Source organism: Mesorhizobium sp. 1B3 (assembly GCF_050958605.1).
Lineage (GTDB): Bacteria > Pseudomonadota > Alphaproteobacteria > Rhizobiales > Rhizobiaceae.
The window spans coordinates 1-21,466 of the sequence record NZ_JBJHDO010000015.1; the positions used below are offsets into that span (position 1 = coordinate 1).

Here is a 21,466-nt window from a genome sequence, read left to right on the forward strand (position 1 = left end):
CTGCGGGGAGAAGACCGCTGCCATCTCTGCTTTCGCCAATCGGCTGCTATTGGAGACTGGCGAAACCCGCTCAACTGCCCTCTCTCCCCGCTTGCGGACCGCTTGCGGGGAGAGATGTCCGGCAGGACAGTGAGGGGCCGACGCGAACGGTCAATTACTGACGCCGTCGGCATGAGCGCGCGAATCATTCCTTTCGTGCCACGAAGGCACGCTGGCGCGGCACGCCGAGGCCGGTATCCGGCGGCTCGCCGGCAGCCGGCCTGTTCTCGATCATGCGCAAGCTGCGCCAGCCGCCGAAGCGATAATAGGCCACGGACAACAGCAGCGACATGATGGAGCCCGCGGGGAAGCTCCACCACAGCGCCTCCATGCCGAAGGCGTCCTTGAAAGCGTAGGCAAAGCCAGTCCGCACAAAAAGGACGGAGATCACCAGAATGATCAAAGGCGGCATGACCGCACCGGTGGCCCGGACGGTTGCGAAGAGCACGATGGTGACGCCGAAGAGAATGAAGGACCATGACACGACATCGTTGATGTGAACGGCGATGTCGATCGCCGCACTGTCCTGGCTGAGGAACAGGCCGAGCACCGGCCTGTCGAAGAGGTAGAGCAGAGCCACCAGTACGCCGGTCAGAATCAGATTGAAGAGGATACCGGCGAGGGCGATCCTGTCGATGCGGTCCCATCGTCCGGCGCCGACATTCTGGGCTGCCATGGACGAGACCGCCGCGCCGATGGCGAGCGCCGGCATCTGGATGTAGGTCCAGAGCTGGGCGGCAATTCCGTAGGCGGCAGCGACCTGCGATCCGTAGGCGTTGACGAAGCCCATCAGGACCAGCGCCGCCGCCGAGATGACGATCATCTGAAGGCCCATCGGCACGCCCTTGACGACGACGAGGCGCAGAAGCTGCGGATCGGGCCGCAGCAGAGCGAGGTCGGCCCCCGCCAGCCGTAGCGGATGCCGGCGCGCATAAAGCAGAACCAGGATGGCGACCACGCTCACGATCTGGCCGATCAACGTCGCCATGGCGGAGCCGGCGATCCCGAAGGCCGGGACCGGCCCTGCTCCGAGGATGAGCAGCGGGTTCAAGGCGATGTCGAGAAGCACGGCGAGTGCCATGAAAAGGAAGGGCGTGCGCGAATCGCCGGCGCCGCGCAGCACGGTCATCACGAAGCTCAAGAGATTCATGGTGGGCACCGCCACGAAGATGATGCGCAGGTATGAGCGAGCGAGCGGCAGCGCGTCGGACGGTGTGCCGAGCAATTGCAGGATGGCGTCGGTCCAGATCCAGCCGCAGACCGCCAGGATGGCCGATATGATGAAGAAGAACGTCGCGCTCGTGCCGACGATGCGCCTTGCCTCCGCGAGATCACGAGCGCCGACCGACTGGCCGACCAGGATCGTCGCCGCCATGCCGATGCCGAAGACCGTTCCGAGCAGCAGGAACAGCACGAGATTGGCATTGGACGTCGCCGTGAGGGCCGCCTCGCCCAGGAAGCGCCCCACCCAGACTGCGTTGACCGAACCGTTGAGCGACTGAAGCACGTTGGAGCCGAGAACGGGAAGCGCAAAGACGAGCAGCGTCCTGGGAATCGGACCGCTGGTAAGGTCAGCGGCCTTCCTACGCGCGGGCTTTTCTTCGTCCATGGCAAAAAACGCGGCGCGCTCCCAATCGGTCGGTGATGGTAATGGTACCGAAGGCCCGACGGATATGCATCCCTGCGCACGGCCATAGGCCCTGCGGCTGGAAACCACCATGCCAGCCGTCAGGATGCCGCCATGTCCCCTAGCTTCAGGCCGAGATAACGATCGAGCATGTCGCGGTCGTGCAGAAGCGCGTCCGAGCTGGCGCGATGGGCTATCCTGCCGCGCTCCAGGATCACGGCCTCGCCCGTCAGCCGCAAGGCCACTTCCGCGTGCTGCTCGACCAGGATGAGCGCGATCCCTTCCTCGGCCGACATCAGGCGGATAGCCGCGGTGAGTTCCTCGACGATGATCGGGGCCAAGCCCTCCAGCGGCTCGTCGAGGAGCAGGACGGCGGGATTGGTCGTCAATGTGCGCGCAATCGTGAGCATCTGCTGCTCGCCGCCCGACAGGTGATTGCCCATATTTGCGCGTCGTTCCTTGAGCCGGGGAAACAGGCGGTAGATTGCCTGGAGATCCCAGCGGCCGGGCCGTGCGGCGACAGTGAGGTTTTCCTCCACGGTGAGCGACGGGAAGATATCGCGCTCCTGTGGCACCCAACCCAGCCCGAGGCGCGCGCGTCGGTGCGGCGCCTCGTGCGAGACATCCCGGCCATCGAAGCGGATCGTCCCGCGCCGAAGGCCGACAAAACCCATTGCCGTCAGGAGCAATGTCGTTTTACCCATGCCGTTGCGCCCGAGCAGAGCCAGGCTGCCGTTGGCGGGGAGCGTCAGCGACACGCCGTCGAGCACGACGGCGTCGCCGTAACCCGACCGCACGTCACGGAATTCCAGCAGCGGTTCAGACATGGGACTGGCCAAGATAGACCTCGCGCACGCGCGGATCGCTTCGGACGACCGCCGGCTCGGCCTCGAGCAGCACGCCGCCTGCGACAAGCACGATGATACGCGAAGCGAAGCTGAAGACGATATCCATGTCGTGCTCGATAAAAAGGACTGAAATGTCCTCGGGAAGTGCCGCGATGACGCTGAACAGTGCCGCGCTCTCCTCCTTGGGTACTCCGGCTGCGGGTTCGTCCAGCAGCAGCACCTTGGGCCGCGTCGCAAGCGCCAGCGCGATCTCCAGCAGCCTTTGTTGCCCGTAAGGCAAGGTGCGTGTCGACCGTGTGGCGACGTCGCCCAGACGCAATTGGCGCAGGATCGCGAAGGCCTCGTCAAGCACCGGCCCATGCGCGGCGAGGCTCCGCCAGAACTGTCCGGCCACGCGATCGCGCTCGCAGATCGCCAGGCCGACAGCCTCGATGGGGGTGAGATCGGGAAACAGCGTGTTGATCTGGAAGGTGCGCGTCAGCCCCTCCCGGACCCTTGTCGCGGGTGGTGCCGCCGTCACGTCCCTGCCGTCGAGCACGATCCGTCCCGAATCCGGCCGCAACCGCCCGGTGATCAGGTTGATCAGGGTCGTCTTCCCGGCTCCGTTGGGGCCGATCAGCGCATAACGCGCGCCGCGTGGCAATTCGAGCGAGACGTTGCGGGCCACGTGAAGCGAGCCGAAACTCTTCTGGAGCGCCTCCGTCCGCAGCACGATCTCCTGTCCTTCCATCAGTCGCGCCGTCCGACCAGGCGGGCAAGTCCGCCCAGGATGCCCTTCGGCATGAACAGGACGACGAGCATCAAAAGAATGCCGATCCAGAAATACCAGTATTGCGGATTCATGCCGGAAAGCTGATCGCGCGCTACAAGAAAAATGATTGCGCCGACAATGCCTCCGTAAAGCCGCCCGGTTCCGCCGAGGATGAGCATGACCACCACATCGGCTGACCGCTGGAAGCTCAGCGTGTCGAGGGAAACCGTCTCGGTGGTCTGTGTCAGCAGAGCACCGGCCACGCCGGCCATCGCCGCGGAGATCGTGTAGATCTTCTGCAGATGGCCGCGATAGTCGGAACCGATCGCCGGCATGCGCTTGACATTCTCGCGGATGCCGCGCAGCGACAGGCCGAAGGCCGAGTTGACGATCCGTCTCGCGACGACAACGCCGAGGAACAGGACCGCCAGCGCGTAACCATAGGCGGTGTAACCCCACAGGTCGAACTCGAAGATACCGAAGATCGGCCAGATATCGACGCCCTGAAGGCCGTCCGTGCCGCCCGTCAGCCAGCTCATGGCGTTAGCGAGTTCGTAGGTGAGGAAGCCCAGCCCCAGCGTAATCATCAGGAGCGCGAGGTGCTGGACGCGCACGATCATGAAGCTGGTGATATATCCGATCAGTCCGGCGAAGGCCCCGGCCAGAAGAAGGCCGGTCAACGGTTCGCCCCAGCCGGCCTTGCTGATCAGCCCGGCCCAATAGGCGCCGAGACCGAAGAACATGGCATGGCCAAGGGTGATGATGCCGGCATAACCGAGAACCAGGTCGACCGACAGGGCGAAGAGCGCGGCGATCGCAATCTGGCTGGCGAGCGTCAGGTAGGTCGGCAGGAAAAAGAAAGGCAAAAGGGCAGCGAGCCAGAAGGCGATCTCGAAGACGGACCAGCGGCTTTTCCTCGTCAGCCAGGCATGCGGATCAAGGGCGCTGTCGGTCGTGTCGGACATGGTCACCTCTTGCCGAAAAGGCCGAGAGGCCGCACGAAAAGGATGGCGACCAGCAGCAGGTAGATAAGGAAGGAACCGATCTCGGGTACGAAATATTTGCCGGCAACATCGCAGATGCCGAGCAGTGCGGCGCCGAAGAAAGAGCCGGCAATCGATCCGAGGCCGCCGACCGAGACGATGATCAGGACGTAGACGAGATAGTGGAAACCGAAGGACGGATCGAGGCCGACGATTTCGATCGCCAGCGCGCCACCCAGTCCTGCCAGGCCGCTGCCGAGCGCGAAGGTGATGGCGAAAATCCGCTCGACGTCGAGCCCGAGACCTTGCGCGGCGCGCTGGTTGTCGACCGAGGCGCGGATCTGCGCCCCGAAACGCGTGCGCTCCAGCCCGAAGAAGAGCAGTGCGGTGACGACGAGCGCGATCACGATCAGGAAGAGCCGGTACGCGCCGAAACGCATGCCGGCGAACTCCACCGAGCCTCTGAGATAGGAGGGAAGCTGGATCGGCTGCTGGGACGTGCCGAAGAAATAGGCCGCCCCTGCCGCGGCAACGAAAACGAGACCGATGGTGAACAGCACCTGGTTGAGCTCGCCGGCGCGATAGAGCCGGCGAAAGAGGGTGCGCTCGAAGACGATGCTGACGGCGGCCGCCCCGAGGAAGGCGGCCGGAAGCGCCAAGAGGAAAGGCAGGCCGAGATGACGCATGACCGTGACGGCGATGTAGCCGCCCAGCATGCCGAAGGCGCCATGCGCGAGATTGATGAAGTTCATCAGGCCAAGCGTGACCGACAAGCCCACCGCCAGGACGAACAGGAGCATCCCGAAGGCAAACCCGTCGAACACGACGATGGCGAGTTGAGCGGCCATGTAAGCTTACGCTATGCGGCCGGCGTCGTTATTTGGCCGCCCCGTGCAACGGGTCCTTCACGTCCTTTATTTCCTCGACGATCACGTTCTGCAGCTTGTCGCCGACCTTCTGCACCTCGCGGATATAGATGGTCTGCACGACATCGCGCGTCTCCGGATCGATCGACATCGGCCCACGCGGGCTCGTCCACGACATGCCCTTGGCGGCTTCGACCAGCGCTTCGCCCTCGGTATCGCCATTGGTCTTCTTCAGCGCTTCGTAGATGAGATGCATGCCGTCATAACCGCCGATCGAGAAGAGATCGGGGCTGCGGCCCTTGTTGGCGTCGCGATAGGCCTTCACATATTCGTTGTTCAGCGGATCGTCGCGCTCGAGCGTGTAGTGGAATCCGGTGATGATGCCGTTGGCCGTCTCGCCCATGCTCTCCAGCGCCTCGGGATGGGTGAGCTCGCCCTGACCGAGGACCTTCGTGTTCGGCGGCGTCAGGCCACGCTCAGAGAGCGCCTTGCCGATCGCCGCCGGTTGAGCCCCGCCGGGAACAAAGATGTAGACGGCTTCCGGATTGGCGTCCTTCACCCGCTGGACGAAGGCCGAGAAGTCCGGATTGGCGACCGGCGTCCGGTCCGAGCCGACGATCTTGCCGCCCGCCGCGGTGAAGGCGGTCTCGAAAGCCTTGGCAGCATCGTGGCCCGGCCCGTAGTCCGCGACCAGCGTATAGGCCTGCTTGATTCCGTGCTCGGCAGCCCATTTGCCGAGCGCATCATTGACTTGCGGCGTCGTCACCGAGGTGCGCACGATGTAGGGCGATTTCTCCGTGACCACCGATGTGGCGGCATTCATCACGACCATCAGCTTTTTGGCTTCGGTCGCCACATCGGCTGCACCCAGGGCCTCGGGCGTCAGGGCGAAGCCGGCCAGGATATCGACATTGTCCCGCACGACGAGTTCCTGGGCGAGCCGCTTGGCGACATCGGGGGCGGGACCTCCGGTATCCTTACGCACAATCTCGATCTTCTTACCGGCGACCTCGTCGCCATGCTGCTGCATATAAAGCTTGATGCCCGCGTCGAGCTGGGCCCCCGCATCGGCGAACGGCCCGGAATAAGGCAGGATGACGCCGATCTTCACGGTTTCCTGCGCGAACGCTCCAGTCGACCACGCCAGGCCGAGACCGAACGCCGCTATGGCTGCTTTCCTTACCAACATCCAACGATCCTCCCTTTGCCCTTTTCGGCTTGAGCCCTCTCTCCCAAGGCTCTCTTTGCAGATCGATTGTATACAGGTGTTGAAGCGGTCGCCAAGAGGCCCCCGAGGAGGATTCGGCGTAATGCTGTATACCGCAGCCCCCCGATCGGCCGGCACATTGCCGAGCGGAAGGTACAATCTGCTTGAGCGTAACCGGCACTTTCCGGCGCAGAGGATTTGCCGGCTACGCCTACTTTCAACGGCATAGCAATGACGGCGGCGCGCGTGACCGTCCCATGGCTGGCGGACCGAACAGGCAGAAGTCCCGGCACCTTTTGTCCCTCCCTTGACACCGCCCTAAAAGCTCTATCAGATTGTATACAGCCTGCACACAGGATAGCTTGCTCTCCGCAGGCCAAGGGGAGATCGATCCGGCGTGGAAAAGCTGGCCCAAATAATGGCGTTCACGACCGACACCGAGACGGACAAAAGCCAGTCGCAGACCGTCAGGGCGCTGCTCGCCATACGCGAACTCATCCTCGAGGGCCTGCTGGCGCCGGGCAAACGCATTTCGGAATTGTCGGTGGCCGAGCGCACGGGCATATCGCGCACGCCGATCCGCGCTGCGCTGCAGCGCCTCGAAACGGAAGGTCTTGTCGAGACGATCCCGTCGGGCGGCTTCGCGGTCAAATCCTTTTCACAGCAGGACGTTTTCGACGCGATCGAGATAAGAGGGGCGCTGGAAGGGCTTGCTGCCCGCCTCGCCGCCGAGCGCGGCTCGGCGGCGAGGCTCGGCCCCCTCCAGGCCTGCCTCGAGGAGCTCGACGTGGTGGTGGAGCAAGCGACCACCGAAGAGGGCTTCTCGGCCTATGTCGCGGCCAATGCCCGCTTCCACGCGCTGATCCTCGACCTCGCCGAAAGCCCGACACTGAAAAGGCAGATGGAAAAGGCAGTCGCCCTGCCTTTCGCCTCGCCCAGCGGCTTCGTCATGGCCCAGGCGGTCCTGCCGGAATCGCACAGGATCCTGCTGGTCGCCCAGGATCAGCATCGCTGCGTCGTGGAAGCGATCGCCAATCGCGAGGGCGCGCGCGCCCAGTCCATCATGCAGGAACACGCCCGGCTCGCCGGCCGCAACCTGCGCGTCGCCCTCCGTCACGAGAAGGCGCTCGAGCGCGTGCCGGGCGGCACGCTCATACGCACGGTCAAATGATTCTCTTCGCCATGCGCTCGGAGGATGCCTGTTTCGAAAGGTCCGCAGACCCGCGGAAATGATACGCGCCCGCACGGCGGGCCAACACATCGAGCCAACATCAGGGAGGAAACGGCGATGGCTGGTAAAAATCTCGAACAGCTCCTCAGGGAGAGCGACAACACGGTAGACATGCTGCGCAATTCGCAGATCGGCGCCTATGTCTATCCCGTCGTGCCCAACGAGTTCACCAACTGGCGCGACGAACAGCAAGCCTGGCGCGAGACATGCGTGCTCTTCGACCAGTCCCACCACATGGCCGAACTGATGATCGAGGGCCCCGACGCCTTCAAGATGCTCTCGCATCTGGCCATCAACAGCTTCGGTAATTTCACCGTCAACAAGGCCAAGCAGTTCGTCCCATGCAGCCATGACGGCCATGTCATCGGCGATGTGATCCTCTTCTATCTCGCCGAGAAGCAGTTCCTCATCGTGGGCCGCGTTCCCACCATCAACTGGGTGCAGTTTCATGGCGAGACCGGCGGCTACGACGTCAGGCTCGAACGCGACGACCGCTCCCCGTCCCGGCCGGGCGGCAAGCCGGTGATACGCAAGCGCTACCGCTATCAGATTCAGGGGCCGAACGCGCCGAAGCTGCTGGAGAAGCTGAATGGCGGGCCGCTGCCCGACGTCAAGTTCTTCAACATGGATGCCATCAACATCGGCGGACGCCGGGTTCGCGCGCTTCGCCACGGCATGTCGGGCGTGCCGGGCCTCGAGGTCTGGGGACCGTACGAAGAAGGCGAAGCGATCCGCGACATCATCCACGAGGCCGGAAAGGAATTCGGCCTGAGGCTTGTCGGCGCCCGCGCCTACGCGACCAATACGCTGGAATCCGGCTGGATCCCTTCGCCGCTGCCGGGCGTCTACACGGGCGAGAAGATGAAATCGTATCGGGAGTGGCTGCCGGCCGACGGTTACGAAGGCGGCGGTTCGATCGGCGGCAGCTTCAATTCCAAGAACATCGAAGACTATTACATGACGCCCTACGAGCTCGGCTACGGGCCGTTCGTGAAGTTCGACCACGACTTCATCGGCCGCGAGGCTCTGGAGAAGATCGCCGGCAAGCCGCACCGCAAGAAGGTAACCTTCGCCTGGAATGCCGACGACGTCGCCAGGGTGTTCCGCTCCTTCTTCGAGCCGGGCATCGAGAACTATAAATATATCGACGTGCCCAACGCCAACTACGCCTCGTCCAACTACGACATGGTCACGAGAAATGGACAGACCGTCGGCCTCTCCATGTTCACGGGCTACAGCTTCAACGAACGCTCCTATCTGTCGCTGGGCGTCGTCGATCCCGACATTCAGGTCGGCGACGTGCTGACCCTGGTGTGGGGCGAGGAGAATGGCGGCACGCGCAAGACCACGGTCGAGCGGCACAAACAGACCGAAATCCGCGTCAAGGTCTCGCCAGTACCTTATTCACGCGATGCTCGCGAAAATTACGCGGAGGGCTGGCGGACGAGGCAGCCAGCGGAGTGACGGGAGCCTGGGAGTGAGGTTGTGCTCTCCCCGCGCGAGGCGACGCGGAGGGGCCTGACCGACATCAGCGCAGCGATGCGGACGGTCTATCCTGGACCCCGACTGCGTTTTGATTGGGATTGCTATGCGCCACCGTGCTGACGGTGGCCATCTGATGGTGAAGTCCGGCGAGGCCTCCGAGCGTTGACAGTCGTTCCGGCCGGGCGCCAGACTGGCTTTTGAACGGGCGCCCAGTGGCCGTTGGCTGGGAAAAGACCCGCGGAGGACGCGGCGCGTATGGAGGACGCAAATGGCTGACGAGCCTTGCTTCGACGTAGCTCATCTCGGCCATGTCGAGCTGTTGACGAACAGACCCGAGGAAAGTCTCGACTTCTTCGTCGAGGTCTACGGGCTGACCGAGAGCGGCCGCGACGGGCAATCGGTCTATCTGCGCGGCTGGGACGACTACGAATTCCATACGCTGAAACTCACGCAGTCCGACACCACCGGGATGGCGCATGTCGGCTATCGGACCACGTCGCAGGCCGCGCTCGAGCGCCGTGTCGCCGCGATCGAGGCCATGGGCTGCGGCATCGGCTGGACCGAAGGCGATCTCGGCCATGGTCGCGCCTATCGCTTCCGAAGCCCTGACGGCCACATCTTCGAACTCTACTATGACACGCGCAAATACGAGGCGCCGGATATCGAGCGCCCGGCGCTGAAGAACATGGCCCAGCGCTACCATGGCCGGGGCGCGGCGGTCCGGCGTATCGATCATTTCAACCTGCTCGCAACTGACGTTTCCGAGATGCGCGACTTCATGATCGGCGCACTGGGGAGCCGGGTGACGGAGCAGATCCGGCTCGACAACGGCCGGCTCGGTGGTTGCTGGTTCACGGTCAACAACAAGAGCTACGACATGGCCGTCACCGAGGACCACTCGGGCGCACGCAGCCGTTTCCACCACATCACCTATGCCGTCGACCAGCGCGACGATGTCCTGCGGGCGGCCGACATCTTCCTGGAGAACGGCGTCTTCATCGAGACCGGCCCACACAAGCATGCCATTCAGGGTACGTTCTTCCTCTATGTCTACGAGCCGGCGGGCAACCGGGTGGAGGTGGCGAATGCCGGCGCCAGGCTGATCCTGCAGCCCGATTGGGAGCCGATCACCTGGACGGAGACGGAGCGTAGGAAAGGACAGGCCTGGGGGCTGAAGACGATCGCGAGCTTCCATACGCACGGTACACCGCCGGTGGAATAAGAGGAGGAGACGCATGGCACAGAGGACGGCGCTGGTCGTCAGCGCGCATTCGGCGGATTTCGTCTGGCGCTGCGGCGGCGCCATCGCGCTTCATCAGGAAAAGGGGACGGACGTGACCATCGTCTGCCTTTCCTATGGCGAACGCGGCGAGAGCGCGAAACTGTGGAAGCAAGCCGGCGCGACGCTCGAAGGCGTCAAGGCGGCGCGACGCAAGGAGGCCGAGAATGCGGCCGCCGCGCTCGGCGCGCACGACATCCAGTTCTTCGATCTCGGCGATTATCCGCTCGAAATGGATCGTGCCGCCAAGGACCGCCTTGTCGACATGATCCGCAAGGTGCAGCCCGATTTCATGCTGACGCATTCGCTAGAAGACCCCTACAACACCGACCACCCCTATGCCGCACGCATGACGCTGGAATGCCGCATGATCGCCCAGGCCTGGGGCCATAAGCCGGGCGAGAAGATCCTCGGAGCGCCGCAGCTCTATCTGTTCGAGCCGCATCAGGCCGAGCAATGCGCCTGGAAGCCCGACACGATCCTCGACATCTCGCCGGTCTGGGAAAAGAAAAAGGCTGCCATCCAATGCATGGAAGGCCAGCAGCATCTCTGGGACTACTACACCAATGTCGCGGAGAACCGGGCCAACCAGTTCCGCCGCAATTCCGGCGGCCAGTCCGGCGGGCGTGAGGCGAGATATGCCGAAGCGTTCCAGTCCGTCTTTCCCCGAACCGTGGATGAGCTGTGATGGGCATCGTCATCCAGAACATCGAGCGCCCCGCGGCCGAAATCGTTGCCGGCCTGGGGCAATGCGGCGTGGCGACCGTGCATGAAGCGCAGGGACGGTCAGGCCTCATGCGCCCCTTCATGCGGCCGATCTACGCCGGGGTCCGCATCGCCGGACCGGCCGTGACCGTGTCGGTCGCGCCCGGCGACAATTGGATGATCCACGTCGCCGTGGAGCAGTGCCGGGAAGGCGACATTGTGGTCGTTGCGCCGACCAGCCCTTGCGAGGACGGTTATTTCGGCGAGCTACTGGCGCGCTCCCTTCAAGCCCGCGGCGTCGGAGGGCTTGTCATCGAGGCCGGCGTGCGGGACGTCCGCGATCTCGCCGAGATCGGCTTTCCCGTCTGGTCGAAGGCGATTTTCGCTCAGGGCACGGTGAAGGAGACGATCGGCTCGGTGAATGTTCCGATCGTCTGCGCCGGTGCAAGCGTCAATCCCGGCGACGTGATCGTGGCGGACGATGACGGGGTGTGTGTCGTTCCGCACGGCAAAGCCGAGGAGGCTCTGAAAAATTCCCGCGCCCGCGAGGCCCGGGAAGCGGAAGTCCGCAAGCGTCTCCTTGCGGGCGAACTCGGCCTCGACATCTACGACATGCGCGGGAAGCTTGCGGCCAAGGGCCTGAAATATGTCTGAACGCGGGGTGCCCTGCATGTGGATGCGCGGCGGCACCTCCAAGGGAGGCTACTTTCTCGCCGAGGATCTTCCCGCGGACAGTTCCGAACGGGAGGCATTCCTGCTGCGGCTGATGGGTTCGCCCGATGCCCGGCAGATCGACGGGCTGGGCGGCGCTAATCCGCTCACCTCCAAGGTCGCGGTTGTAACGCGTTCCACCCGGCCGGGCGTCGACATCGATTATCTTTTCCTTCAGGTCTTCGTCGACCGTCCGATCGTCAGCGACGCCCAGAACTGCGGCAACATCCTCGCCGGAGTCGGCCCCTTCGCGATCGAGCGCGGCCTTGTCGGAGCGAAGGACGGCAGGACAGACGTGCGTATCTTCATGGAAAACACCGGTCAGGTGGCGACTGCCACCGTATTCACGCCGGGCGGCCAGGTTACCTATGCAGGAGATACCGCGATCGACGGCGTGCCGGGAACGTCGGCCGCTGTCCCGATCGCTTTCGAGGACGTCGCAGGCTCGTCCTGCGGCGCCCTGCTGCCCACCGGCAATCCCTGGGATTTGATCGAGGGCGTCTCGGTGACCCTGATCGACAACGGCATGCCCTGCGTCGTCCTGCGCGCGGCGGACCTCGGCGTTTCAGGAGACGAGCCGCCGGCGACGCTTGAGGCCGACGCCGATTTGCGCAAGCGCCTGGAAGCCATCCGCCTCAAGGCCGGTCCGCTCATGAATCTCGGCGACGTGCCGGAGAAAACCGTTCCCAAGATGACCATGGTCTCTCCCGCCAGAAAGAGTGGCGCGATCTCGACGCGCACCTTCATTCCGCATCGTTGCCACAGCTCCATCGGCGTGTTCGGAGCAGTCAGTGTCGCGACCGCCTGCCTTCTGCCCGCCGGACCGGCCGCGGAGCTCGCGAAAATTCCGTCGGGGGCGGAAAAGACGCTCTCCATTGAACATCCGACGGGCCAAATGTCGGTCGTCGCGACGATGGAAGACGAGCAGATCAAACGTGTCGCGGTACTGCGGACTGCGCGCAAGCTGTTCGACGGTTTGGTGTTCGCCTGAGCATTTGCGGCCAGGTGAAGTCACCTGGCCTCGCACAAAGGGACAGGGAGCAATGATGCAGATCGCCTTCATCGGATTCGGCGAAGCGGCACGGGCCCTCCGTGAGAGCCTTTCGGCGCAAGAGCCGGCTCTCGGTTTTGCGGCCTACGATATCCTGCTCGACAGGGAAGGCGTCGAGGGGCCGTGCGGCGCGGCCATGCGTGCCCATGGCGTCGAGATCGCCACATCGGCCGGGCAGGCCGTTTCCCGAGCGGGCTGGATCGTCAGCGCGGTGACTGCCGACCAGAGCCTTCAAGCCGTCAAATCCGCGTTGCCTCATTTGAAGCGCGGACAGGCCTTCATCGACATCAATTCCGTTTCACCGCAGCGAAAGCGCGATAGCGCCGCCTTGCTGGAACCGTCCGGCGCGATCTATGTCGACATGGCCGTTATGGCGCCGGTCCATCCACGGGGCCACCGTACGCCGGTCCTGCTCGCCGGGCAGGTGGACGAGCTTCGCCAAAGCTTTGCCCGACTGGGCTTCAACTTCGAAATCGTCGGGCCGGAAGCCGGCGCTGCCACCGCGATCAAGATGGTACGCAGCCTGTTTGTCAAAGGCCTCGAAGCGATCACGGTCGAGACCCTGCTGGCAGCCGAAGCAACGGGATGCCTGGACTACATATTGAAATCGCTGTCCGGCTCCTATGCCGGCCTCGGTTTCCCCGATTTCGCCAGCTACCAGTTCGAGCGCACCGTCAGGCACGGCAAACGCCGCGCCGCCGAAATGCGCGAGAGCGCCGCCACGCTTGACGATCTCCGTCTTCACGGTCGGCTCGCCGAGGCGATCGCGGAGGTTCAGGACCGGATGGGCAGATTGAGCGGCACGCCGGAGGCCGGGTTGCGGGAGACCGTCGCCAGGCTGCTTGCCGAGCGACGACTTTCTTGACGCATCCTGCCGGAGCGTGACACGGCTCCGGCGCGACTGAGATCAACCGGCGCGGATCAGCACGTGGCGCTTGCGGCCGGCGGAGAGTTTGAGCACACCCTTGCCCAGCTCCCCTTCAGCCAGGTATGCCGCTTCGTCCGTGATCGCCGCATCGTTGAGTCGGGCGCCGCCGCCGCGGATCAGGCGCCTCGCCTCGCTTTTCGATCCTGCCAAACCGGCAGTCACCAGCAGATCGGCGAGCGGCATGCCTTGCCGGAGGCTGGCGCCATCCACGACGACCGTGGGGAGTCCGGCTGCGGCTTCACCTTCCTCGAAGGTTCGGCGCGCGGTCTCATTGGCGGTCAGCGCGGCATCGCGTCCATGACAGAGCGCCGTCACGGCATCGGCCAGAATCTTCTTCGCCTCATTGATCTCGCTGCCGCGAAGAGCCTCCAGCCGGGCGATCTCGTCGATCGGCAGTTCGGTGAAAAGCCGCAGGAACCGACCCACATCGGCGTCCTCGGTGTTCCGCCAGAACTGCCAGAAATCATAGGGCGAGAGCCGCTCGGCATTGAGCCAGACCGCGCCGGAAGCGGTCTTGCCCATCTTGGCGCCCGAGGACGTCGTCAGCAGCGGCGCGGTCAGCCCGAACAATTCCCTGCCATCGACGCGACGAGCGAGTTCGACGCCGTTGACGATGTTGCCCCACTGGTCGGACCCGCCGAATTGCAGGATGCATTGGCGGCTGCGGGCCAACTCCAGGAAGTCGTAGGCCTGGATCACCATGTAGTTGAATTCGAGCAGCGACAGGGATTGCTCGCGCTCGAGCCGCTGGCGAACGGAATCGAAGCTCAGCATTCGGCCAACCGAGAAATGACGGCCGAAGTCGCGCAGAAAATCGATGTAACCGAGGCCGTCCAGCCAGTCCGCATTGTTGAGCATAATTGCGTCGGTCGGCCCTTCCCCGAAGGTAAGGTACTTCTCGAACACCTGCCGGATGCCGGCCAGATTGGCGGCGATTTGCGTGTCGTCGAGGAGCGGCCGCGTCGTGTCGCGAAAGCTGGGATCTCCGATCCGTGTCGTGCCCCCGCCCATCAGCACGATCGGCTTGTGGCCGGTGCGCTGGAACCAGCGCAGCATCATGATCGGCACGAGGTGCCCGACATGCAGGCTGTCAGCGGTAAGATCGAGGCCGTTATAGGCCACAACCGGTCCTCCGCTGAGCCGTTCGTCGAGACGCTCGAGATCGGTGCATTGATGGAGGAAGCCGCGCTCCGCAAGGGTTCGCAGGAATTCCGACCTCAGGGAAGTCGCCGGCTCGGTTTGCAGTATCGTCATCAGGGGTCTCCGTTTTGGCCACAAGGCCGGAGACCTCTCATGAACACGCCGCCGACCCTTGCGGCGTCGTGGGTGTCAAGACATGACCTATCGCGCCGCCCTATGAGGACAGCGGGTAATAAACGCTCGACAGATGCGCGGCACGGGTCATGCAGCGTATCTATACATCGCCCGCCGTCTCGGCAAGGGAGACGTGAGACGAGATGATCAGGATGCGAACCACCGAAACGGCGGAGCGATCGCGGAGATGTAACGGCCGCCCTACAGTGGCCAGAAAGCTGCCTCACCACAGATTTGTTTTTTGCTCGATTGCCCCACTGGCCGAAACCCAGGGCATGTAATTTTGAGTTTTTGGCAGTCCGGAGAAAATATTTCCACCCGTCCGGCCGTGCAGCGATACCGATGCCTCGTTCCGGCCGGTGCCGCATGGTTATTTCGCCGCAACGCTCAGACAACAAGGTTGCTTTCATGAAACGCTTGCTTTTGATCGGCGCCGCGGCAGCCGCGCTGCTATCGGCCTCGCTGCCGGCCTGGTCGGCCGACAAGATCCTGAACGCCTCCTACGACATCGCGCGCGAGCTCTTCGTTGCGGTGAACGAGGCTTTTATCGCCAAGAACCCCGGCATCACCGTCGACCAGTCGCATGCCGGCTCCTCCAAACAAGCCCGCGCCGTATTGGAGGGGCTGGAGGCCGACGTGGTGACCTTCAATCAGGTGACCGACATCGACGCGCTGGTGAAAGGCGGCTTCGTCTCGGAAGACTGGAAGAGCGAATTCGCCAACAATGCTTCGCCTTTCTATTCGCTGCCCGCCTTTCTGGTGCGGGAGGGCAATCCCAAGGGCGTGAAGGACTGGAACGACCTCGTTCGCGACGACGTGAAGGTCATCTTCCCCAACCCCAAGACCTCCGGAAACGCGCGCTACACTTATCTCGCCGCCACCGCCTACGCCAAGGAGGCCTTCGGCAACGACGAGGAGAAGGTGCACGCCTTCATCAGCAAGCTGTTCGACAACGTTCCGGTGTTCGACACGGGCGGACGTGCCGCGACGACGACCTTCGTCGAGCGTGAAATCGGCGACGTTCTGATCACCTTCGAGGCCGAGACGCGCGGCATCGCCAAGGAATTCGGCGAGGACAAGTTCGACATCGTCGTTCCTTCCGTCAGCCTGCTCGCCGAATTCCCCGTGGCGATCGTCGACACGGTTGCCGACAAGCGCGGCTCGCGCGATCTCGCCAAGACCTATCTCGATTTCCTCTACACGCCGGAAGGCCAGAAAATCCTGGCCGAGAACGGCAACCGCCCGAACGACCCGGCGGTCGCGGCCGAATTCAAGGACCAATTCCCTGAGGTCCGTCTGGTCAAGGTCGAGGACGTGTTCGGCGGCTGGGACAAGATCCAGGAAGAACATTTCAAATCGGGCGGCACGCTCGACCGGCTCTACGGCGAGCGTTGACCGCTCGCGTCTCTTTTTGGTCATGGCCGCGGGGCCGGCATGCCGGCCCCGCGAATTCATCTGGAAGGCTCCATCCTTGAAACGCCGCGTCCTGCCAGGCTTTCCCCTGGCCCTGGGGGTCACGCTCTTCTATGTCGCCATCATCGTCGTGCTGCCGCTCGGCGCCTTGATCTTCAAGGCGGCTGGGCTCGGCCCGGCGGAATATTGGCGCATCGTGTCGTCGCCACGCGCCGTCGCCAGCTATCGAGTCACCGCACTCTCGGCACTCGCAGCCACCGCCTTCAACCTCCTCTTCGGTCTGGCGCTGGCCTGGGTGCTGGTGCGCTACCGGTTCCCAGGCCGCCGTCTCGTCGATGCGCTGGTCGACCTGCCTTTCGCGCTGCCCACTGCTGTCGCCGGCATCGCGCTCACCACGCTCTTCGCCAGCAATGGCTGGTTCGGCGGTGTCCTGGCAGAGATGGGAATCAAGGTCGCCTATACGCCCCTCGGCATCATGATCGCCATGTGCTTCACCAGCCTGCCCTTCATCGTGCGCACGGTGCAGCCGGTCCTGGAAGACCTCGATCCGGCGCTCGAGGAAGCAGCCCAGACGCTCGGCGGCAGCGACAGGGCGATCTTCCTTCGTGTACTCCTGCCGCTGCTCGCCCCGGCGCTGCTCGCCGGCGTATCGCTTTCTTTTGCCCGCAGCCTCGGCGAATTCGGCGCCATCATCTTCATTGCCGGCAACCAGCCGTTCCAGACCGAGATCACGGCGCTGCTCGCCTTCATCCGACTTGAGGAATACGACTACCAGGCAGCGGCCGCCATCGCCTCGGTGCTGCTCATCACGGCCTTCGTCATGCTCGCCGCGACCAACCTCCTCCAGGCTCGTGCCCTGCGCTACACGAGGAGGAGCTGATCATGGAAATCCGTAGCAAGGGACGCCCGCCGCGTGTCGGCGATGCCCCGGCTGTCCGCCGCACGCTGATCGGCCTCGTCCTCGTCCTTACGGCAATCGTCATCGTGGCGCCGCTGGTGGTGATCGTGGCGCAGGCCTTCTCCCAGGGCTTCGACACATTCGCAGCGGCCATCCTTCACCCCGACACGCGTCACGCCATCATGCTCACCGTGGTGACGGCGCTGATCGCCGTCCCGATCAACACGGCCTTCGGCATCGCCGCCGCCTGGGCGATCACCAAGTTCGATTTTCCCGGCAGGCGCTTTCTCCTCGTCGTCATCGAGATACCGTTCTCGATCTCGCCCATCGTGGCCGGCGTCGCCTATCTCTTCGTTTACGGCCTGCAGGGCCTGTTCGGCCCCGCGCTCCAGGCCGCCGACATCAAGATCCTGTTCGCGCTTCCCGGCATCGTGCTTGCCTCGATGTTCGTCACCGCGCCCTTCGTGGCGCGCGAGTTGATCCCGCTGATGCAGGCGCAGGGCCGCGATCTCGAAGAAGCCGCCACGTCGCTCGGCGCGTCGGGCTGGCGGACCTTCTTCTCCGTTACTTTGCCCAACATCCGCTGGGCGCTGCTCTACGGCGTGGTGCTGTGCAATGCCCGCGTGATGGGCGAGTTCGGCGCTGTCTCGGTGGTGTCGGGCAACATACGCGGCCAGACAAACACGCTGCCGCTCCATGTCGAGCTGCTCTACCACGACTACCAAACGGCCGGCGCCTTCGCGGCAGCCTCGATCCTGACGCTGCTCGCCGTGCTGACCTTGTTCGCCAAGGTTCTGCTCGAACGCCAGGGTGCGGGCCGCGCCGGGCGACCGGCCCTCGCAGCGCCGAAAACGACCGCGATGGCACAAACACCTGCGAGGGAACCGACGTGAAAATCCGCCTCCACAATGTCGTCAAGACCTTCGACACGTTCCGCGCCGTCCATGGCGTGTCGCTCGACATCGGGAGCGGCGAGCTCGTCGCTCTGCTCGGCCCCTCCGGCTCGGGCAAGACCACGATCCTGCGCATGGTCGCCGGCCTCGAATATGCGGACGCCGGCCATATCTATTTCGGCGATCTCGACGCGACCGACATTCCGGTGAGAGATCGCGGCGTGGGTTTCGTGTTCCAGCATTATGCGCTGTTCCCTCACATGACCGTCGCCGAGAACATCGCCTTCGGCATGAAGGTCTCCAAGATCAGGCGCAGCGCCGCCGAAATCGAGAGGCGCGTGTTCGAGCTGCTCGGGCTCGTCAGGCTCGACGGGCTCGGCAACCGTTTCCCCGGCCAGATCTCCGGCGGCCAGCGCCAGAGAGTGGCTCTGGCCCGCGCGCTCGCCGTCGATCCGAAGGTGCTCTTGCTCGACGAACCGTTCGGCGCGCTCGACACCAATGTGCGCCGAGACCTCAGGCGCTGGCTGCGCTCCATCCACGAGGAGCTCGGCATCACCACGCTTTTCGTCACCCACGACAAGGAAGAGGCGATGGATCTCGCCGATCGCCTCGTCATCCTGAACGAAGGACGGATCGTGCAGCAGGGCACTACGGAAGACATCTGCCGCGCGCCGAATTCGGCCTTCGTCATGAACTTCCTGGGTGACGCCAACCGGCTCCCGGTGACCGTTTCCGCCGACACCGTCGATTTCGACGGGGTGAGAATCCCGGCGGATGGTGTGCCCGACGGGCGAGCGGAGCTTTTCCTCTTGCCCGGCGACCTTGCCTGGCAGCCTTCCGGTCCCGGCGTGCCGGCCAGCATCGTGCGGGTCATCGACCATATTCACGCGCGCCGGGTGGTAGCGCTGTCACAAGGCGGACAGCTGCTGGAGTTCGACACTCCGCCCGAGACGGTCATACGCGCGGGCGACCGTGGCCATGTCGAGATCCGCAAGGCAAAGGTGTTTGCGAGCTAGGCACCTTGCGTGCCTCGCCTGCAGCCGCAACCGGCGCCCGAGCAGGCCAACAGACCGGAATCCGAGAGTGCCTCCTGGTCGGCCGCTGCTACACCTGGCGGACAGGCAGCCTGACCAGAAGTCCGTTCAGCGCCTCGCTCACCGTGATCTGGCAGGAGAGACGCGAATTCTCGCCGACGTCGTAGGCCATCTCAAGCATGTCGGCCTCCATGGACTCCGCGCGCCCGACAGAGTCGATCCACGCCTCGTCGACATAGACATGGCAGGTGGCGCATGAGCAGGCGCCGCCGCATTCGGCTTCGATGCCCGGCACGCCATTCGCGACGGCGGTCTCCATGAGGCTCGCTCCGGATTTTCCGGTGACTTCGATGGCGCGGCTGTCGGCGGTGAAGAAGGTGATCTTAGTCATGTTGTCCTGTCTTGGCCGGGATTCCGCAGGCGCGCAGGAAGAGCGTGCTCACTTCCTCGACGATATGCTCCCTGTCGAGTTCCGCCTGCTCGTCGCCACCCACCATCACGCGCACCTGTTGACCGAAGTCGGCATAATGCTGAGTTACGGCCCACATATGAACCTGGAACAGCAGCGGATCGACCGGCAGGATCAGCTTGCGGTCGATCCACGATTGGAAGATCGAGGCGGCATCATGCGCGGCGTGCAAGGATTGCAGCCAGTGCTTCCTGAGGAACGGCGCGCCGGCCGCCACCTCGTTGGAGAAGACGCGTGAGGCATTCGGCTGCTTCCAGCCGAACTCCAGCTTCTTGCGGATATATTCGCGGATGACTTTCTCGGGCTCGCCCTCGCTGGACGAGATGAAGAAGATGTCACGCCACTCGTCCATGATCTCCAGCAGGATCTTCTCGTAAAGTTCCTCCTTGCTGGAGATGTAATAGTGGAGCTGCGCCTTGGTCAGCCCGGCACGCGTGGCAATGGCCTGGGTCGAAGTACCGGAAAAACCGTTGGCGGCGAATTCGTCGATCGCCGCTTGGCGGATCGCCTCATGCACCTTGCGGCGGCGGTCCAGGACCTTCTCCCGCCCGGTCTTTTCCTCGGTTTCGGCCATATCGATCTCTTGCTTCCCCGGGTGCGGAGCTGTCGTTGTTGCGGGCGTCGGTCCGTTCCGAAGCGGCTTCGGAAGCCGACGCCCATCCTGATCCAGCTATACCGGCATAGGGGATCGCGCTCTACTGCCCGGTCAACTTCTGCTTGATGTCCAGCCCGACGCCCTTGTTGGTGAACTGGTCGGTAGCCGCCTTGGTGATGTCGACCGAGTCCCTCTCGACGATGCCGCTCTTCACGGCGAGTTCGTAGAAGGATTTCACCGTCGCCATATCGAGCGAGCCGATGCCCTTCTCGAGCGCGGCGCCGGAATCCATCAATCCGAGCTTCTTCACCTGCTCTATCTCCTTGTCGAGTTTTTCGGCGGTAAGTTCCGGGTTGTCCCTGAGGATCGCTTCGTAACCTTTGCTGTGGTCGCCGTAGAGGAAGTTGTACCAGCCTTCGATCGAGGCGCTGACGAAGCGCTGAACGAGATCAGGGTTGTTCTCGACCAGATCCGTGCGGGTCTGAATGACGTTGGAATAGGTGTTGTAGCCGTAGTCGGCGAAGAGGAAGGTCTCGACTTCCGCGCCTTCCGCCGCCGCGTAAATCGGCTCGGCCGTCGCATAAGCCTGCTGGACGACCTGCTTGTCGCTCAGGAATTGGGCGAGGCTGAAATTATACGGGCGCACCTGCTCGTCGCGGAAGCCGTATTCGTTGACCAGCCAGCGCCAGAAGCTGAACTGACCATCCTTGGACAGGAGCACGGTCGGCGCCTTGGCGGCATCGGCGAGATCCTTGTAGACGCCCTTGTGCGCGATCAACGATTCCGGGTTCTTCTGGTAGAAGGCCGCGACCGCGATGGTCGGTACGCCGTTCCGGACATCGTCGAAGGGCATGAGCAGGCTGCCCGCCAGGAGGAAATCGAGGCGGCCGGCGCTCAGCATCGGCCGGTTGTTGACCTGCGGCCCGCCCATCTTGATCTCGACCTCGAGACCGTATTTCTCGTAGGTGCCGTCGGCCAGCGCCTGGTAGAAGCCGCCATGCCCGCCCTGGGCGAGCCAGTTGGTACCGAGGGTGACCTTGTCGAGCGCGAGGGCCAGGCTGCCGGTCGCTCCCATCACGACGGCCGCCAGGGCCGCGACGATCAATCGCTTCATTCTTCCTCAACTCCCATTGCAGTTT

General features: G+C 63.8%; 21 protein-coding genes. 11 read left to right on the forward strand and 10 right to left on the reverse strand.

The window, feature by feature from the left end; translation table 11 throughout:
• Positions 1–184: 184 nt before the first annotated feature.
• The 6 genes from ACCO56_RS28575 to ACCO56_RS28600 form a co-directional block, all read right to left on the reverse strand.
• Entirely contained in the window at positions 185–1,648 is a 1,464-nt protein-coding gene (locus ACCO56_RS28575) for an MATE family efflux transporter (RefSeq protein ID WP_433644330.1), read from the reverse strand.
• A gap of 119 nt (positions 1,649–1,767) precedes the next feature.
• Positions 1,768–2,493 (reverse strand): ABC transporter ATP-binding protein, encoded by a 726-nt coding sequence (locus ACCO56_RS28580; RefSeq protein ID WP_433644331.1) that lies wholly within the window; start codon positions 2,491–2,493, stop codon positions 1,768–1,770.
• Positions 2,486–3,244 carry an ABC transporter ATP-binding protein gene (locus ACCO56_RS28585; protein ID WP_433644332.1) on the reverse strand — a complete coding sequence of 253 codons (759 nt, stop codon included), beginning with the start codon at positions 3,242–3,244 and terminating at the stop codon, positions 2,486–2,488. The genes ACCO56_RS28580 and ACCO56_RS28585 overlap by 8 nt, the downstream gene beginning before the upstream one ends.
• Positions 3,244–4,230, reverse strand: coding sequence for a branched-chain amino acid ABC transporter permease (locus ACCO56_RS28590; RefSeq protein ID WP_433644333.1), 987 nt, complete (start codon positions 4,228–4,230; stop codon positions 3,244–3,246). The genes ACCO56_RS28585 and ACCO56_RS28590 overlap by 1 nt, the downstream gene beginning before the upstream one ends.
• 2 nt (positions 4,231–4,232) lie before the next feature.
• Positions 4,233–5,096 (reverse strand): branched-chain amino acid ABC transporter permease, encoded by an 864-nt coding sequence (locus tag ACCO56_RS28595; RefSeq protein ID WP_433644334.1) that lies wholly within the window; start codon positions 5,094–5,096, stop codon positions 4,233–4,235.
• Between the two features lie 28 nt (positions 5,097–5,124).
• Positions 5,125–6,303, reverse strand: a complete 1,179-nt coding sequence (locus ACCO56_RS28600) for an ABC transporter substrate-binding protein (protein ID WP_433644335.1) — start codon at positions 6,301–6,303, stop codon at positions 5,125–5,127.
• Positions 6,304–6,739: 436 nt separating this feature from the next.
• Between ACCO56_RS28600 and ACCO56_RS28605 the strand changes: the two genes are divergently transcribed.
• From ACCO56_RS28605 to ACCO56_RS28635, 7 genes are all read left to right on the forward strand, one after another.
• Complete coding sequence (locus ACCO56_RS28605; RefSeq protein ID WP_433644336.1) at positions 6,740–7,492, forward strand: GntR family transcriptional regulator; 753 nt, start codon at positions 6,740–6,742, stop codon at positions 7,490–7,492.
• A 117-nt stretch (positions 7,493–7,609) separates the two neighbouring features.
• Positions 7,610–9,016 (forward strand): vanillate/3-O-methylgallate O-demethylase, encoded by a 1,407-nt coding sequence (gene ligM / locus ACCO56_RS28610; RefSeq protein ID WP_433644337.1) that lies wholly within the window; start codon positions 7,610–7,612, stop codon positions 9,014–9,016.
• 289 nt (positions 9,017–9,305) lie between these two features.
• The gene (locus ACCO56_RS28615) at positions 9,306–10,259 is read left to right on the forward strand and encodes a catechol 2,3-dioxygenase (protein ID WP_433644338.1); all 954 of its coding nucleotides are present in this window, start codon (positions 9,306–9,308) and stop codon (positions 10,257–10,259) included.
• A gap of 13 nt (positions 10,260–10,272) precedes the next feature.
• Positions 10,273–11,004 (forward strand): PIG-L deacetylase family protein, encoded by a 732-nt coding sequence (locus tag ACCO56_RS28620; protein ID WP_433644339.1) that lies wholly within the window; start codon positions 10,273–10,275, stop codon positions 11,002–11,004.
• Entirely contained in the window at positions 11,004–11,675 is a 672-nt protein-coding gene (locus ACCO56_RS28625; RefSeq protein ID WP_433644340.1) for a 4-carboxy-4-hydroxy-2-oxoadipate aldolase/oxaloacetate decarboxylase, read from the forward strand. The genes ACCO56_RS28620 and ACCO56_RS28625 overlap by 1 nt, the downstream gene beginning before the upstream one ends.
• On the forward strand, positions 11,668–12,723 hold the full coding sequence (locus ACCO56_RS28630; RefSeq protein WP_433644341.1) for a 4-oxalomesaconate tautomerase: 1,056 nt from the start codon (positions 11,668–11,670) through the stop codon (positions 12,721–12,723). Before ACCO56_RS28625 ends, ACCO56_RS28630 begins: the two co-directional genes overlap by 8 nt.
• A gap of 52 nt (positions 12,724–12,775) precedes the next feature.
• Positions 12,776–13,648, forward strand: coding sequence for a DUF1932 domain-containing protein (locus tag ACCO56_RS28635; protein ID WP_433644342.1), 873 nt, complete (start codon positions 12,776–12,778; stop codon positions 13,646–13,648).
• 42 nt (positions 13,649–13,690) lie between these two features.
• Here ACCO56_RS28635 and tyrS read toward each other — a convergent pair whose 3' ends face one another.
• On the reverse strand, positions 13,691–14,965 hold the full coding sequence (tyrS, locus tag ACCO56_RS28640) for a tyrosine--tRNA ligase (protein ID WP_433644343.1): 1,275 nt from the start codon (positions 14,963–14,965) through the stop codon (positions 13,691–13,693).
• Positions 14,966–15,433: 468 nt separating this feature from the next.
• On the opposite strand from tyrS, the gene cysP reads away from it, so the two are divergent.
• From cysP to ACCO56_RS28660, 4 genes are read left to right on the forward strand one after another with little or no spacing between them, the layout of a single operon-like run.
• Positions 15,434–16,420 carry a thiosulfate ABC transporter substrate-binding protein CysP gene (cysP, locus tag ACCO56_RS28645; RefSeq protein ID WP_433644344.1) on the forward strand — a complete coding sequence of 329 codons (987 nt, stop codon included), beginning with the start codon at positions 15,434–15,436 and terminating at the stop codon, positions 16,418–16,420.
• Between the two features lie 22 nt (positions 16,421–16,442).
• Complete coding sequence (cysT, locus tag ACCO56_RS28650) at positions 16,443–17,318, forward strand: sulfate ABC transporter permease subunit CysT (protein WP_433644345.1); 876 nt, start codon at positions 16,443–16,445, stop codon at positions 17,316–17,318.
• A gap of 2 nt (positions 17,319–17,320) precedes the next feature.
• Positions 17,321–18,229 carry a sulfate ABC transporter permease subunit CysW gene (gene cysW, locus ACCO56_RS28655; protein WP_433644346.1) on the forward strand — a complete coding sequence of 303 codons (909 nt, stop codon included), beginning with the start codon at positions 17,321–17,323 and terminating at the stop codon, positions 18,227–18,229.
• Positions 18,226–19,245 carry a sulfate/molybdate ABC transporter ATP-binding protein gene (locus tag ACCO56_RS28660; RefSeq protein WP_433644347.1) on the forward strand — a complete coding sequence of 340 codons (1,020 nt, stop codon included), beginning with the start codon at positions 18,226–18,228 and terminating at the stop codon, positions 19,243–19,245. Before cysW ends, ACCO56_RS28660 begins: the two co-directional genes overlap by 4 nt.
• A gap of 88 nt (positions 19,246–19,333) precedes the next feature.
• Here the strand turns inward: ACCO56_RS28660 and ACCO56_RS28665 are convergent, their stop codons facing one another.
• The 3 genes from ACCO56_RS28665 to ACCO56_RS28675 form a co-directional block, all read right to left on the reverse strand.
• Positions 19,334–19,654: a 2Fe-2S iron-sulfur cluster-binding protein gene (locus ACCO56_RS28665; protein WP_433644348.1), complete on the reverse strand. Its 321-nt coding sequence runs from the start codon at positions 19,652–19,654 to the stop codon at positions 19,334–19,336.
• Positions 19,647–20,306 carry a TetR family transcriptional regulator C-terminal domain-containing protein gene (locus tag ACCO56_RS28670; protein WP_433644349.1) on the reverse strand — a complete coding sequence of 220 codons (660 nt, stop codon included), beginning with the start codon at positions 20,304–20,306 and terminating at the stop codon, positions 19,647–19,649. The genes ACCO56_RS28665 and ACCO56_RS28670 overlap by 8 nt, the downstream gene beginning before the upstream one ends.
• A 121-nt stretch (positions 20,307–20,427) precedes the next feature.
• A complete protein-coding gene (locus ACCO56_RS28675; RefSeq protein WP_433644350.1) occupies positions 20,428–21,441 on the reverse strand; it encodes an ABC transporter substrate-binding protein in 1,014 nt (337 codons plus the stop codon).
• Positions 21,442–21,466: the final 25 nt, after the last annotated feature.

Coding starts and splice junctions, on each gene's coding strand:
- cysT (WP_433644345.1), top strand. CDS start 16,443: ATGGCCGCGGGGCCGGCATGCCGGCCCCGCGAATTCATCTGGAAGGCT.
- ACCO56_RS28630 (WP_433644341.1), top strand. CDS start 11,668: ATGTCTGAACGCGGGGTGCCCTGCATGTGGATGCGCGGCGGCACCTCC.
- ACCO56_RS28620 (WP_433644339.1), top strand. CDS start 10,273: ATGGCACAGAGGACGGCGCTGGTCGTCAGCGCGCATTCGGCGGATTTC.
- ACCO56_RS28675 (WP_433644350.1), bottom strand. CDS start 21,441: ATGAAGCGATTGATCGTCGCGGCCCTGGCGGCCGTCGTGATGGGAGCG.
- cysW (WP_433644346.1), top strand. CDS start 17,321: ATGGAAATCCGTAGCAAGGGACGCCCGCCGCGTGTCGGCGATGCCCCG.
- ACCO56_RS28580 (WP_433644331.1), bottom strand. CDS start 2,493: ATGTCTGAACCGCTGCTGGAATTCCGTGACGTGCGGTCGGGTTACGGC.
- ACCO56_RS28595 (WP_433644334.1), bottom strand. CDS start 5,096: ATGGCCGCTCAACTCGCCATCGTCGTGTTCGACGGGTTTGCCTTCGGG.
- ACCO56_RS28575 (WP_433644330.1), bottom strand. CDS start 1,648: ATGGACGAAGAAAAGCCCGCGCGTAGGAAGGCCGCTGACCTTACCAGC.
- ACCO56_RS28665 (WP_433644348.1), bottom strand. CDS start 19,654: ATGACTAAGATCACCTTCTTCACCGCCGACAGCCGCGCCATCGAAGTC.
- ACCO56_RS28635 (WP_433644342.1), top strand. CDS start 12,776: ATGATGCAGATCGCCTTCATCGGATTCGGCGAAGCGGCACGGGCCCTC.
- ACCO56_RS28670 (WP_433644349.1), bottom strand. CDS start 20,306: ATGGCCGAAACCGAGGAAAAGACCGGGCGGGAGAAGGTCCTGGACCGC.
- ACCO56_RS28585 (WP_433644332.1), bottom strand. CDS start 3,244: ATGGAAGGACAGGAGATCGTGCTGCGGACGGAGGCGCTCCAGAAGAGT.
- cysP (WP_433644344.1), top strand. CDS start 15,434: ATGAAACGCTTGCTTTTGATCGGCGCCGCGGCAGCCGCGCTGCTATCG.
- ligM (WP_433644337.1), top strand. CDS start 7,610: ATGGCTGGTAAAAATCTCGAACAGCTCCTCAGGGAGAGCGACAACACG.
- ACCO56_RS28600 (WP_433644335.1), bottom strand. CDS start 6,303: ATGTTGGTAAGGAAAGCAGCCATAGCGGCGTTCGGTCTCGGCCTGGCG.
- ACCO56_RS28625 (WP_433644340.1), top strand. CDS start 11,004: ATGGGCATCGTCATCCAGAACATCGAGCGCCCCGCGGCCGAAATCGTT.
- tyrS (WP_433644343.1), bottom strand. CDS start 14,965: ATGACGATACTGCAAACCGAGCCGGCGACTTCCCTGAGGTCGGAATTC.
- ACCO56_RS28605 (WP_433644336.1), top strand. CDS start 6,740: ATGGCGTTCACGACCGACACCGAGACGGACAAAAGCCAGTCGCAGACC.
- ACCO56_RS28615 (WP_433644338.1), top strand. CDS start 9,306: ATGGCTGACGAGCCTTGCTTCGACGTAGCTCATCTCGGCCATGTCGAG.
- ACCO56_RS28590 (WP_433644333.1), bottom strand. CDS start 4,230: ATGTCCGACACGACCGACAGCGCCCTTGATCCGCATGCCTGGCTGACG.